Below are 13,121 nucleotides of genomic sequence, written 5' to 3'. Positions count from 1 at the left end.
GCCCGCTGTTTATCTGGGCCCCTGCTACACCCAGCCGCTACACCCGGCCGCTGTAGACCAGAGTGTCGTAGTTGAAGGCAATCACGCCATCGACCGCATGGCGGGCAAATTCCCGGGCGATCAGCGCCGTCAGCTCGGCATAGGCTTGCGAGCCGGCCACCGGGGCATAGGAAGAGGAGTTGAGCCGCCCCAGCACGCCGTCGAGATCGAACAGCTGGCGGTTGGCGAAACGATCGAGCCGGTACTCCCCCTCGAAGAAGGCCTGAAAATCCACTTCACCCAGATTGCGGTGATTGACCTCCTCGTAGTCCCCCGAATAGGTGCGCAGCCCCGCCTCATAAGCCTTGAGAAATGGGGTGTCGGTCAGCCGGTCGTTCCAGATGAGGGCAACCCGGCCACCGGGTCTGAGCAGCCGCCGGCACTCCTGCTTGAAGGCGGCGCGATCAAACCAGTGAAACGCCTGCGCCACCGTCACCAGATCCACCGCCCTGTCCGCCAGACCGGTGGCTTCGGCACTGCCATCCCGCCATTCGATATTGGCCACTGCCTGCAGCTGGTGCCGGGCCGCCCCGCGCATATCCGCGTTTGGCTCGACCGCCCAGACCCGCGCCACCCGGGGGGCCAGCAGCGCAGTCAGGATGCCGGTGCCGGCCCCGATATCGGCCACCCGGGCAGCCGGCCCCATGGCCAACGCGCTGGCCAGAAAATCGAGCATGGCGGCAGGATAACCCGGCCGATATTTCACATAGGCCTCGACCCTGGTCGAGAATCGCTGGGTACTGTCCATTGCCACTCCTTGTGCTGAATTTGTGCGGGATCAGGGCCGAGTCAATCGCCCCGCCCCTCATCCTGCCCCGAGTGCAACCGGCAAGGCAATCGCCCCGTCATGGCGATCCAACATCATCGCCACGCACCTGAGTGCCGGGTCAGCCGATGCGCCGGCCTTGTGCATCCACCACCTGCTCTCCATCTTCCTTGCTGAAGGCTCCTTGCTGGGAGCTCGGCAGAATATCCAGCACCACTTCTGACGGGCGGCACAGCTTGGTGCCAAGCGGTGTCACCACGATGGGACGGTTGATCAGAATAGGATGAGCCAGCATGGCATCGACCAGTTCATCGTCGCTGAACTTGTTCTCGGCCAGTCCCAGCGCCTCATAGGGGGGCACGTTCTGGCGCAGCAGGTCGCGAACCGGCATGCCCATGGCGGCAATCAAGGCCAGCAGGGTGTCGCGACTGGGCGGTGTCTCCAGATAGTGGATGACGGTCGGCTCAACGCCTGAGTTGCGGATAAGCGCCAGCGTATTGCGGGAAGTGCCGCAGGCCGGGTTGTGGTAGATGGTGATGTGGGCGTCATTCATGATGGGTTCTCTGGGTTGGTATAAGAGCGCTTCATGCGCAGGGCGACATTGACCAGGGCGATCAGTACGGGAACCTCCACCAGCGGGCCGATCACCCCGGCAAAGGCCTGATCCGAGCTCAGCCCGAACACCGCGATAGCGACGGCGATGGCCAGCTCGAAGTTGTTGCCGGTGGCGGTAAAGGCGATGGAGGCATTCTTGTCATAGGGGATGCCCAGTTTCTTGCCCACCAAGAAGCTGGTGAAGAACATCAGCACGAAGTAGACCACCAGGGGTACAGCGACCCGCAGCACATCCATGGGCAGTTCGACGATCATCTCCCCTTTGAGGCTGAACATCAGCACGATAGTGAGCAGCAGCGCGATCAGCGTGATGGGGGAAATTGCCGGAATAAAACGCTCGGTGTACCACTTCTCTCCTTTCGCCTTGACCAGATAGTGACGGCTCAGGAAGCCTGCCAGGAAGGGAATGCCCAGATAGATCAGCACGCTTTGCGCGATATCCAGCATGGTGATATCCACCGCAAAGCCCTGCAGGCCAAACAGCGGCGGCAGCACGGTAATAAACAACCAGGCCATCAGGCTGTAGGTGAGGATCTGGAACGCACTGTTGAGTGCCACCAGGCCGGCGCCGTACTCCTTGCTGCCGCCGCCGAGATCGTTCCACACCAGCACCATGGCGATGCAGCGCGCCAGACCTATCAGAATGAGCCCCACCATATAGCCCGGCTGATCGTGCAAAAACACCAGCGCGATGACGAACATCAAGATGGGGCCCACCAGCCAGTTCATCACCAGCGAGAGGGTGATGGCGCGGCGGTCCCGGGTCATGGCCCCCATGGAGCCGTAATTCACCTTGGCCAGCGGCGGATACATCATCAGGATGAGGCCAATGGCCAAAGGGATATTGGTAGTCCCGACCGACATCGCCTCGTTCCACTGGGCAACTTGAGGGAACAGATAGCCAATCCCAACCCCGATGGCCATGGCGACGAAGATCCAGAGGGTCAGATTGCGGTCTAGAAAACGCATTTTTTTGCTGACGGGCAGATCGCAGCAGGCATTGCTACTCATGAAGAGACTCCCAGAAGGGTAACGAATGGCGGGCAGACAGTGCCCTTACTCTTTATGACAGCAGGCAGGCGCACAGAGGGACTCGACACCTCCCACCCCGCAGGCCTCTGGATGACCGGCGCAGCACTCCTCGGTGAGGTAACCGATAAGATCCAGCATCAGGGGGATGTTGGCGCGATAGCGCAAGAAACGACCCTCCTGCTCCACCGATAGCAAACCCGCGTGCAACATGGCCTTGAGGTGAAACGAGAGGGTATTCGGGGCGATGTCGAGCTCGCTGGCAAGCTGGCCGGCCACCATGCCTTCCAGACCCGACTTGACCAGCAGGCGCCACACATCGAGACGAATGCCGGATGCGAGGGACTCAAACACCTTGGTAGCGATCGCTTTGTTCATGCAAACCTCCGTCTATCTTTGCATGAATTCAACTATACAAGAAACATTGAAATGATCAAACTCCCCCGCCATTTCAGCGCCATCGTCCCCGCCAATAAAAAGGGCCTTGCAAATGCAAGGCCCTTGGTCTCTCTGTTCGAGTCGAGGCGACTCTTGATCACAACCATTTAAGTTGGAAACTGGCAGATCAAAGTATTCAATGAGTTAACGATACCAAATGTGACATTTAAGTTGGAAACTCAAAAGTAATACTACATCTGCTCCGTGAGCAAACAGGACATTTAAGTTGGAAAACAGGCTCTATTTGACGTGATGGGGAGGGTGCGAACAAATCCTTGACACGAGATCATCAGATTTTCTTAGTACCATGGATGAGAACCAACGTGAGCCATCAACTGACCTTCGCTGACTACGAGTTCAATGGCAAACACCGCCAGACCCGCAAAGAAATCCCCCTTTTGTTCGGATCTCCCTAATTTATCAAAGGCTATGCACATACACATTTTCAAGAATACTTGTCGCGTGAAAAATAAAAATCACTGGCGATAGATTTAAAATTACTACCGTTAGCACTGCCCCATAGACAGCATCATTTATTATTACCCTGGATGGACATATATTTTTCATCTAATTGTGCAGAGAATCCAACTATTAATGATTTCAGCCCGAAATGGAAGGCCGTTTCAGCAGTGGTTCTCGTCTGAACATTAAATGCCTCCTGTAATAATGGTGGCACAGCGTCCATCACTGTATTGTATTCTGTCGGGTTTGTGGCTTGCTCTTCCAATACTGCACCCAGCGTAAAATGGCTGATAGATTGCAGAATGAAAAGAGCCTCCTCGACCGAAAACCCTGCATCGCATAGACAGCGTAGTTGCGCCTCTGCTTGTTCAAACTGGGGGGGCGTAGGAGAGGTCCCTATGTGCAATCGGGCTCCATCACGATGGACCAATAATGCTTTACGGAAACTCAGAGCATTTTCCTGGAGAAACTGCTGCCAACTCTCAGTCGGTAACGGTACTGAACGGGTGTGATGCTTCGCCAGTATTGCCTCTGAAAGCATGTTCATAAGGGTCTGCTTGTTGCGCACGTGCCAATACAGAGTCGGTTGCTCAATTTTGAGGGACTGCGCCAGCTTACGCGTAGTCAGGCCCTCTAGCCCTTCTCTGTCCAGCAGGGTGAGCGCCATTGAAATTACGTCGTCCAAGCTTAGTCGTGCCATCACTATCTCCTTTCGCTGTTGACAATCTATCACTGATAGAGTTACTTTTCAAACCCTATCACCGATAGAGAGCGTTAACTATGAACCGCACTGTGATGATGGCACTGGTCATCATTTTTTTAGATGCCATAGGGATTGGCATAATTATGCCTGTCTTACCGGCGTTATTACGGGAGTTTGTTGGAAAGGCTAATGTTGCGGAGAACTACGGTGTTTTATTGGCGCTGTATGCAATGATGCAAGTGATTTTTGCCCCTCTTCTCGGCCGCTGGTCAGATCGCATAGGTCGTCGCCCTGTATTATTACTTTCACTTTTAGGTGCAACACTGGACTACGCATTAATGGCAACAGCCAGCGTAGTGTGGGTGTTGTATCTGGGACGCTTAATTGCTGGTATTACCGGTGCGACTGGAGCTGTTGCAGCCTCAACAATTGCCGATGTCACACCTGAGGAATCCAGGACACATTGGTTTGGTATGATGGGTGCCTGTTTTGGTGGCGGTATGATTGCTGGACCAGTCATTGGTGGTTTTGCAGGTCAACTTTCGGTACAGGCACCGTTTATGTTCGCTGCTGCCATTAACGGGCTGGCATTTCTGGTCTCCCTATTCATTTTACATGAGACCCATAATGCTAATCAGGTTAGTGACGAGATAAAGAATGAAACAATCAATGAAACCACATCCTCCATACGCGAGATGATCTCCCCATTATCGGGATTGCTAGTTGTCTTTTTCATCATTCAATTGATTGGCCAAATCCCTGCAACATTATGGGTTTTATTCGGAGAAGAGCGCTTCGCATGGGATGGCGTAATGGTCGGTGTTTCATTGGCTGTGTTTGGGCTTACACACGCTCTGTTTCAAGGACTTGCTGCTGGTTTTATCGCTAAACATTTGGGAGAACAGAGAGCTATCGTGGTTGGCATCTTGGCTGATGGCTGTGGCCTACTTTTATTGGCAGTCATTACGCAAAGCTGGATGGTTTGGCCAGTTGTGCTGTTACTCGCTTGTGGTGGCATAACTCTTCCCGCTTTGCAGGGAATTATATCTGTTCGTGTCGGTCAGGTAGCACAGGGACAATTGCAAGGGTTGCTGACCAGTTTGACACACCTCACGGGTGTAATCGGTCCACTTATTTTTGCATTTTTGTATAGTGCAACCCACGAATCTTGGAATGGTTGGGTGTGGATAGTTGGATGCGGATTGTATGTAGTTGCACTGACTATACTGAGGTTTTTCTATCCCGGCAGGGCAGTCCACCCGAAAAATCAGAGCAATTCACAGCCATTTCTTTAAATGGTAATGGTAACTGAATGCCCCCAATTCCTAGACGTGAAACCGACCGTTGCACAGCATCAGAAATTGTGAATGTAACACATTGGACTACTACGAGAACCTACAATGCAAGCCATATTATTTGAGTAGTATTAACGCTACTCCATAACGACTGTCGCCATACTGAAAGTATGGTAAACAGAATAAAGAACTGTCCTCCACAATTGCAAGCCACCATGCCAATCTGTCAGCGCATAATGCCCATTATGTTTAATTGCAGTGTTTGCTTAGCAAAATGGTCACTTCGCAGCCAAATAGTAAATTAGCGCCAGTTTTACACCCTCAGCCGAAGCTAGTCTGGGCCTGATTAGCGTGAAAGTTTATGACAAATCGCTGGTGAGTTTGACTCAGCGAGGAGGCCACTCTGATTTACTCCAAGAAAAGCCATCAAGCGGGTATTTTGATCGGTTTAACTCAATGACCCACCCGCTACCGGCAGACGCGAACGCCAGTTGATAGCCCTGCTCGGGCGAGATGCCAGACGGCAAAGCGGAGACTGAGCGAAAGCTTTCGTCATCAGATGACACCTCTCACCGGTTGACACACGCCTGCGTTGCCGATGCCAGAACCTAATCGGCTCAAAAAGGCCTAGATAATGAGCCGATTAACGTCACTAATCGGCTCATCGCCAAATCAGGTCCTGATTCGTCACAAAAGCGCCAACGCTTTCGTCGACGGCCAACGAAGTGCGCCAAACTAGGTGAGATCCCAATGAACTCTTGAGTGATGGATTACATTGGGCCCGACAACGTTCACGACCATCATCAACAGAGCCCATATGGAGACAACTGGCTACATGAATCGTGCTAACCACGCTCTCACCGCTAGCAGTTCATCTGTGACCGATGTTCTTGCATCCCTCGATATGCCTCGCAATAGGCTGGCGGCTCATCAGCACATTGTTGCCGGAGTCTCCCCTGAGGTCGTCATCAAGTTGGTTGCCCTGCTAGGGTCGGACACTCGTACTGTTTGTGCGATGATCGGCATTCACCGTGATGAGTTGAGTCGCCAAATCAGGCGGGGAGTTCACCTATCTCCCGCTCAGGGAGATCGCCTCTACTGGGTTGTACTAGCGCTGGAGGCTGTCATATCCCTGTACAACGGCGATATTACCAAGTCATTACGATGGCTCACTCGACCAGCCTGGGGATTTGGGGGTGAAAGGCCCGCTGAGGTGCTCACCTCACCGATGGGCGCTCAGGCGGTTATCGACCTTGCAGGAGGAATTGAACACGGCGTCCCTTATTGATTCACCCGTACATGTCATCGTTTATACCAGAACGACCCCTTTCAACCGCTTGCAGCGTGTCGAATCGCCCGCTTAAGCCCAAACGAATCCATTAACATGAATGGCCAGTATTTCCGAAGCTATTTTGACGCAATCAAAACTCAAGGTGACGAAGCTCTTCGTAGTCAAACTGCCCATCCCTGAGGAGATGAATGATGACCTCGCCTTGATCTAGTTCAAGCGCATTTAACATGTTCTCAAGGACCCCGCAGGTATAAAAAGTCATGCCATTTTCCCCATCAAATGGCAGCCAGTAATCATTACCAGATGACTGTTTCCATACTAGAAAGTCACCCTGTCTTGCTATCGTTGATAGGGTTCCAGTTCCGCTGGAAAGTCGCCATCTGTCATCTTGTCGCCAAGATGCAAATATTTTGAATACGCCAACTCGCTCCTCCTTTTCATCTGGTGGGATACGCAATACCACCCACCCCTCTGGTGTAACTTTCATACCACGGCTCCTTTCATAGCGCAGGATAAATTAGGTTCTTGGACAACCTGCTGTGACGGGCAGAATGCAATTATTCCCATGCAACACGAGAGTATCTGTTGTCTGATTGCCGTTGGGCGCAGGCTGGCACGCTCCTGCGTGAGCCGACGGGTCTCAATCGCTTCATCGTTAGATAAGCTCCTGATTTCCTTCAACTCGCCCAAAGTGGTCCGGATCGGCGGGTTGATAGTCTTCCGCGAACAGGTTTTGCAACCGATGAGCCTGCCTCAGGTTTGCCAACGCTTCGAAAAAACAGGTTTCGCAAAGATGCACCTGATATTGCGCACCATCGTGCTGCGAACCATACCCCCAGCGCGCTGCCAGCGTGCCGAACTCCTGCGTACCAATGGTGGTTGTCGTGCTACTGCCACAGACATCGCAGAGAATATCGACGACCTGCGTGGTGGGGACGATGGCTTCGACTTTCATGGCAATACTCCTCGTGTTGACCCCTGACAGCCGTGCCTATATCGACGGCAACCATCAGGGTTTGGCATGCTGGGCTGCGTAAGCAGCGACAAGTCGCACAGCCAGCGCATAGCTGAGCGGTAATCTAGCTTTGTATTTCCTGAGCCAATCCGGTTTGCCAAGCGCACGCTCCAGGGCTGACAATGATCTTGCCTGTGCGGCCAGCTGCCCAAGTCGTGCAGCCAGTTCCAGATCCCGTTGTGCCCAATCCACGCTGGGATGGTGAACAGCCCGTTTGGGAGCGGGCAACTGCTGATACAGCCAGACGCGATCATGCTGATAGAGCCAGCTGAATGCCGTTCGGCACGCCTGCTCGATGACACCGCGACTGGCATGGACATGCTGTGCCAGATATGTCGTCAATGTATCGCGGTGCTCACGCAGCTTGCGCACTCTGCCCAAATGCCGCCGCCAATCAGACAACCCCTGATGGCTCTGAATGATGGCTTCGACCGCACCGACTGAGACGCCATGGCAATGGGCGATCTGCTGTCGGCTTACCCCCATGAACGCCTGCCGCCATATCCCCTGCGCCACTGCCGCAGTGATGCGCTGGATTCGGTGTTCGACGGGGTGGTTGTGTCGCAACGCGAGTTGCTTGATATAACCGACACTGTAACCGGTGTGGCGGGCGATCTGGCGCATGGAGAGCGGCTCTGCCAACCACCTTAGCACTGCTCGCTCGGCGGCTTGCGCGTCACGCGCTGGCGGCACAGGCAACACCTGCTGCGCCTCGATGGAGAAGAACTCCGCTGGGCTGCGACTCACAAACGCCATCAGCATCACATGTTTCAGGTAGTGGTGACTGCGGTCACCGTGCACCAGCCCCGAGACGTATCGATAGTTGGCCAGTCCCGGCGGCACTATCGGCGTTATATCGGCAAACAACCCCTGCCAGAACTCCGTCATGGCCTGCAACAGGGCCTGGCTGCGCAGATGGCCTCGGGCCGTCAGATAGCCCTGTTGCCCGAGCCATCGCTGGTACAGCTCCGCTAGCGACTCCGTTGGTGACTGGACGCACAGATGCCGATGCAGAGCGGTGATATATGCAGAGAGATAGATTTCATGTGCGGATGGTCGTGATGGTTCACAGGGTATCGCGGGATCCGGCAGGAACAATCGGCGGTCGATGCCGCCTGCACCGGCCACCAGGGTATGCAGACGCAGCTGGTGCGTTTCACAGGCGGTGACCCCGTACAGTTGGTGCGCCGTATGCCAGTAGCCGCAACCCACGACCTGTTCATCCCCCCGCAGGCAGGCGGGACACCATTTAAGGCAGACACCGCCAAAATGTAGTTTGCTGGCGGCCTGCCCTGACAGGGCGATGATCCCCCTCCCCTCACCCAGCATGGCGGCCGCTAGGGCGTGGACTTGGGATTGCTCGTCCAGCGCGAAGGCATAGAGCGGGAAGCCCGTGCCATAGTGCAGCAGGTATTGCGGATCCACTCCAGCAGCCTGGGCAGTAACCTCAATATGGCCTGGCAATACCGGATGCAACCGAATGGCAGGACGATGGAACAATCGTTCACAGAAGCGGTTTCGGTCACTGTAGGCAGAATGTACGAAACACTGGCTAACCCAGCTGTAGGCTGATTCGCCAGGAATATAGGTTGGGCTCACTGAGGTCAACACCGCTCACCCCTCAGATCCCAGGAGCCCTACCAGATCGATACCTGCATGCTGCAATAGCAGAAGGTGGGCCAGAGGATGCAACGGATCTCGGGCTGACTGCTCATGATAGCCCCGTGCATTACGCAGTTGGGGGGGTAACTGCCAGCCCTGACCGATCCGTCCAGAGTTGATGAAATACGCAGCCAATGTCTGGGGATCGCTCTGCGCATCCATCTGCTTGAACCACATATTGATCGCTTTAATACTCTTGACCGTGCGCATCGCCTCGCCCGATATCCCCATCGAATCACTCACCAACTGGGTCAGCGAGCGTAGGGTAAGTGCGCTGGCGGAATGGGCCAATACCAGCGACGCTAACTCGATCTCGCGCATCGGCTCGGTAAAATGACCATCATATCCCCCCACCCAGTGGCCGCACTGTGAGCAGAGGTTATCGTAGGGAGGGATGGGTTGTTCCGACAACAGCGTGGCGGTAAAACCACAGCCTGCGCAGCACCCGGACAAGCCGAGTTGATGTCGATGACAATGAAACACCCCTGGCAACTGATGATCCCGGTGGTAATACGGCATGCCATGGATCTCGTGATCTTCTGCGATACAGCCTGCGCACCAGCGCCAGTGTCGGTGCTGTATATTATGTTGGCCGGTCACCCTCAGCCGGAGCGGCGTATGACCCGCCAACGCTGCCACCACGCTCCCTTGCTCGTGCGGAGTCAGGAAGGGGGCTAAATAATTGCCGACAGAGTGATCCTGCCACGCACGTTGAACGTCTCGTGCCCGAAACTGGGTATCGAGGGTAGGATCGTCGGGGTGACATAAACGGTGAGGGCGGATTTGTGGGCTGCTCAGCCCCAACGCCCGGGCCGTTGCTGTAAACGTTCCGTGCGTGCTCAACACATGCATCCGGCCTACCACCGCCCCCAGATGTTCGCCCGGTAGCAACTCCAATCGATGCAGGATCATTTCGGCTTACCTGTATCCAGGTGATACCCAAGCTGGCCTAACAATAATTCCGGCGATAACTGTTCCAATGTTTTCTGTTGTTTTACATCTATTTTCTGCGACTTATTGCTGAGCTTAACATCACCTTGCAGCAGATGAGTTCCAGACTGTGGTTGCACCTGCTGAGCGACCTCATGACCACTCGCCACCGATTCCAGTATGAGCATCGGTGAGAGATCCTCAAATTGGTAATAGGCACCATTACGCAATGCGGTCAGCGCAGGATTGAGTATTCTAAAATCGCGATTAAAGCAGCGATCCAATGCAGCTATCGAGAGATCTTGATCTTGAGGTTTCAAATGGGTCAGATACGAAAGCGTGACCCGCACTAGGCTAGTCGCAATAGCTGGAATACCTGCGCTTAAATAATGAATGTGCTGGCGCAACACGTCTTCCGAGGTTGTCTGGTTTTTCAGCAATCTAGTCTGGCAGATCAGGCGAATAAAGCGGTGCCAAAATGAGCTTTCGAGGTCACAACTCACCAATTGCATAGAACCATTTTTGGTCGCTCGGCGAGTGAGCGTCATCTCGCTTTCAAATAATTTCATCGTGGCCAGCGTCCCGACAAACATCAGTGGTATACCAACTCGATTGAATAATTCCTCCAGAAATTTCATGGTGGTTTTTTCGTTGTTGCTGATCACCTCACTCTTGGCCGACTTGGCCAGATTCTGTGCTTCGTCGAGGATCAACAAACCAACCCCATGGCTGATAAACGCCTTTTGCACCACCGAAATCAATTCATTGACAGATCTACCTCGATGCGCATGACTGTAATCCTCGCCAGTGACTGCATCCAGCGATTCCAACAAGTTCAGTAGTAATGCCTTTTGGCCACGGCGATCATGTACCTCGATATACAGATAGGTCACCTGTATTCTGTTAATAACAAACTCGTTGCCATGGTGATCCGTATAATCACCATGCTCTATCGTCTGTGGGATCTGCCTGCAAATCTGCTTTACCATCGTGGACTTTCCACGTCCACTCAGTCCCAGCAGTAACAGGCTGTATTGAACCGACAACTCCAGTTCCAATACATGTGCAGCCTTCCACGGTTCAGCCTTATCACGATCAATCGCAGCTAATATCCGACGTACATCAGCCCCAACTGGGTTGCGTCGAACATACCCGGCCTCGATCATCCGTCGCATCTGGTCGTATAAACGGTACGCCTCATCTGGAGATGTATAAACCGCCGCCAGTTGGTCAATGGCAGTACGGATAAAATATGAATGTAGCGATTCATCTACCCCGCTAAGATCTAATTCATAGTGAAAAGGAATCTCACAGTTCGCATAAAACTGTGCCGAAGAGAGTGGCATACCTAACCCCTCAATATAGGGATTACCACGATAACTCACATTGGGGTGTGCAAAATATTTCGGTTCCGCCATGGTTACTTTTCCTGAACTGTGAATATTGTTGGATCAGTGAGATCTTGCTGGCCTATCGCCGATAATGGTCGAGGATTTGTATCTAGCTGAGCGACAGGAACCAATTCGGCAACAATGGACTGCCCCTCCCGATGTCGTTGCATGGCAGCATCTATCATTTTGCGATCTTTCATGCCGCCTTGAATGCTTTTGGCATTGCTTTTTATATGCCGCCTGATACTGGCCTGTATTTGTTTATCCTGTTTATCGAACTTTTGTACAAGTGCGACTCGCTCACTGAACTCGCGCTCCTTCATATTTGCGAGACGTTCCTTAGTGATTTCCTGCTGTCGCATGACATTCTCCCAATTATGATTTTTATAGGCCTCACTCCGGTCATTAATATCCAACTGGATAACATCGCCCAATACCGCATCTTTAAGCCATATATAATTGGTGGTGACATCTGAGTAGCGAATTTTAATCTTAAACCTACCAAGATTCCTGGCTTTATCCAGATAGTTCCTACGAACAATTTCATTGCAACTATAGTACAAGCCTCTAAAATAAATGCCCTGTGACATAACCGTTGCCTCAGCCTCGGGCAATAATGCAAAACGCAGCTTATCTGCGGACACTCTGGAACCTATGACAGCTTGCTTTAGCCCCCAATTCCAGACATCACGAGGAGTAAAACCAACACCATCTCGTGACATTTCAAAGTTTTGAGAATTAATACTAGCGCGATTATTATTCAAAAAGAGAATAGTATTTATCAAGCGGTTCATAAAGTCGCTGTAACTATACAATGGTTTACGAGACGGATGTTGGTCCTCTTTTTTCGGCACTTTCATCACTTTTCCTGCATGAGGTGGTATTGCCATTTCTTGCAGTAAATGGAAGCTTTTTTCGACCGTGCCTTTCATATCGCCACGGTGGAGTGCATTTAAATTTGCGGCCTTGATGCCGATTTGGCCTTGCAATATTGCAGTAATATTGTTATCCGAATTTTCAGATCCCCGATCCATCGTTAACTCACGACATACTTCTTGGCAGGGCCATTCAGACTCCTTTATATCAACGCCATACTCCCGACAGAAATCAATTTTATTACTCATGGCATTAAAAAGAGCCTGACTGGCACCATGCCAGCAGGGATTGCCAAATCCCACATGAATTCCAACAATCATGGTACTATACGTATCAACAACCAAATATATTGTAGGTCGTCCAATACTCACTAATTCATCTTGTGAATATTCATCACGAATATAAATGTCGGCAATGGTACTATCTATTTCATACCGATAAGTTGGTCCGCGCAGCCCTTTTTTAGCCACACCAGGTTTAGCCGCATGATCTCGCGCATAATTAATGCTACCAACTCGCTTTTTGATAAATGTTAGGGAAGGTGCGAACAAGTCCCTGATATGAGATCATGTTTGTCATCTGGAGCCATGGAACAGGGTTCATCATGAG

13 protein-coding genes are annotated in these 13,121 nt (G+C 52.5%); 2 read left to right on the top strand and 11 right to left on the bottom strand.

What is annotated here, in order from left to right:
- Nucleotides 1-37: 37 nt before the first annotated feature.
- The 5 genes from PG899_RS18375 to PG899_RS18355 form a co-directional block, all read right to left on the bottom strand.
- Complete coding sequence (locus PG899_RS18375; protein ID WP_270697537.1) at nt 38-787, bottom strand: class I SAM-dependent methyltransferase; 750 nt, start codon at nt 785-787, stop codon at nt 38-40.
- A gap of 139 nt (nt 788-926) precedes the next feature.
- On the bottom strand, nt 927-1,358 hold the full coding sequence (arsC, locus tag PG899_RS18370; RefSeq protein ID WP_024944094.1) for a glutaredoxin-dependent arsenate reductase: 432 nt from the start codon (nt 1,356-1,358) through the stop codon (nt 927-929).
- Nucleotides 1,355-2,431, bottom strand: coding sequence for an ACR3 family arsenite efflux transporter (gene arsB, locus PG899_RS18365; RefSeq protein WP_024944095.1), 1,077 nt, complete (start codon nt 2,429-2,431; stop codon nt 1,355-1,357). The genes arsC and arsB overlap by 4 nt, the downstream gene beginning before the upstream one ends.
- Before the next feature lie 45 nt (nt 2,432-2,476).
- Complete coding sequence (locus tag PG899_RS18360) at nt 2,477-2,827, bottom strand: ArsR/SmtB family transcription factor (protein ID WP_024944096.1); 351 nt, start codon at nt 2,825-2,827, stop codon at nt 2,477-2,479.
- A gap of 589 nt (nt 2,828-3,416) precedes the next feature.
- Nucleotides 3,417-4,049, bottom strand: coding sequence for a tetracycline resistance transcriptional repressor TetR(E) (locus PG899_RS18355; protein WP_011899269.1), 633 nt, complete (start codon nt 4,047-4,049; stop codon nt 3,417-3,419).
- A gap of 80 nt (nt 4,050-4,129) precedes the next feature.
- Between PG899_RS18355 and tet(E) the strand changes: the two genes are divergently transcribed.
- Together tet(E) and PG899_RS24305 are read left to right on the top strand one after the other, a co-directional pair.
- Nucleotides 4,130-5,347 (top strand): tetracycline efflux MFS transporter Tet(E), encoded by a 1,218-nt coding sequence (gene tet(E), locus PG899_RS18350; RefSeq protein WP_011899270.1) that lies wholly within the window; start codon nt 4,130-4,132, stop codon nt 5,345-5,347.
- A gap of 817 nt (nt 5,348-6,164) precedes the next feature.
- The gene (locus PG899_RS24305) at nt 6,165-6,635 is read left to right on the top strand and encodes an antitoxin Xre/MbcA/ParS toxin-binding domain-containing protein (RefSeq protein ID WP_011899271.1); all 471 of its coding nucleotides are present in this window, start codon (nt 6,165-6,167) and stop codon (nt 6,633-6,635) included.
- Between the two features lie 133 nt (nt 6,636-6,768).
- Here the strand turns inward: PG899_RS24305 and PG899_RS18345 are convergent, their stop codons facing one another.
- The 6 genes from PG899_RS18345 to PG899_RS18320 form a co-directional block, all read right to left on the bottom strand.
- A complete protein-coding gene (locus PG899_RS18345; protein ID WP_011899272.1) occupies nt 6,769-7,125 on the bottom strand; it encodes a hypothetical protein in 357 nt (118 codons plus the stop codon).
- 168 nt (nt 7,126-7,293) lie between these two features.
- Complete coding sequence (locus PG899_RS18340) at nt 7,294-7,593, bottom strand: hypothetical protein (RefSeq protein ID WP_011899273.1); 300 nt, start codon at nt 7,591-7,593, stop codon at nt 7,294-7,296.
- 54 nt (nt 7,594-7,647) lie between these two features.
- Nucleotides 7,648-9,252 (bottom strand): TnsD family transposase, encoded by a 1,605-nt coding sequence (locus PG899_RS18335; RefSeq protein WP_223945899.1) that lies wholly within the window; start codon nt 9,250-9,252, stop codon nt 7,648-7,650.
- A 15-nt stretch (nt 9,253-9,267) separates the two neighbouring features.
- Nucleotides 9,268-10,227: a TniQ family protein gene (locus PG899_RS18330; protein ID WP_042657575.1), complete on the bottom strand. Its 960-nt coding sequence runs from the start codon at nt 10,225-10,227 to the stop codon at nt 9,268-9,270.
- A complete protein-coding gene (locus PG899_RS18325; RefSeq protein ID WP_011899277.1) occupies nt 10,224-11,663 on the bottom strand; it encodes an AAA family ATPase in 1,440 nt (479 codons plus the stop codon). The genes PG899_RS18330 and PG899_RS18325 overlap by 4 nt, the downstream gene beginning before the upstream one ends.
- Before the next feature lie 2 nt (nt 11,664-11,665).
- On the bottom strand, nt 11,666-13,063 hold the full coding sequence (locus PG899_RS18320; RefSeq protein ID WP_270697539.1) for a hypothetical protein: 1,398 nt from the start codon (nt 13,061-13,063) through the stop codon (nt 11,666-11,668).
- Between the last annotated feature and the right edge of the window lie 58 nt (nt 13,064-13,121).

It is taken from the genome of Aeromonas sp. QDB39, from assembly GCF_027707585.1.
GTDB lineage: Bacteria > Pseudomonadota > Gammaproteobacteria > Enterobacterales > Aeromonadaceae > Aeromonas > Aeromonas hydrophila.
This window is presented reverse-complemented; position numbering and strand designations above follow the sequence as displayed.

What these genes read in the sequence shown, in the direction of transcription:
- arsB (WP_024944095.1), bottom strand. Translation starts at nt 2,431, where the DNA reads ATGAGTAGCAATGCCTGCTGCGATCTGCCCGTCAGCAAAAAAATGCGT.
- PG899_RS18355 (WP_011899269.1), bottom strand. Translation starts at nt 4,049, where the DNA reads ATGGCACGACTAAGCTTGGACGACGTAATTTCAATGGCGCTCACCCTG.
- PG899_RS18330 (WP_042657575.1), bottom strand. Translation starts at nt 10,227, where the DNA reads ATGATCCTGCATCGATTGGAGTTGCTACCGGGCGAACATCTGGGGGCG.
- arsC (WP_024944094.1), bottom strand. Translation starts at nt 1,358, where the DNA reads ATGAATGACGCCCACATCACCATCTACCACAACCCGGCCTGCGGCACT.
- PG899_RS18325 (WP_011899277.1), bottom strand. Translation starts at nt 11,663, where the DNA reads ATGGCGGAACCGAAATATTTTGCACACCCCAATGTGAGTTATCGTGGT.
- PG899_RS18360 (WP_024944096.1), bottom strand. Translation starts at nt 2,827, where the DNA reads ATGAACAAAGCGATCGCTACCAAGGTGTTTGAGTCCCTCGCATCCGGC.
- PG899_RS24305 (WP_011899271.1), top strand. Translation starts at nt 6,165, where the DNA reads ATGGAGACAACTGGCTACATGAATCGTGCTAACCACGCTCTCACCGCT.
- PG899_RS18345 (WP_011899272.1), bottom strand. Translation starts at nt 7,125, where the DNA reads ATGAAAGTTACACCAGAGGGGTGGGTGGTATTGCGTATCCCACCAGAT.
- PG899_RS18375 (WP_270697537.1), bottom strand. Translation starts at nt 787, where the DNA reads ATGGACAGTACCCAGCGATTCTCGACCAGGGTCGAGGCCTATGTGAAA.
- PG899_RS18340 (WP_011899273.1), bottom strand. Translation starts at nt 7,593, where the DNA reads ATGAAAGTCGAAGCCATCGTCCCCACCACGCAGGTCGTCGATATTCTC.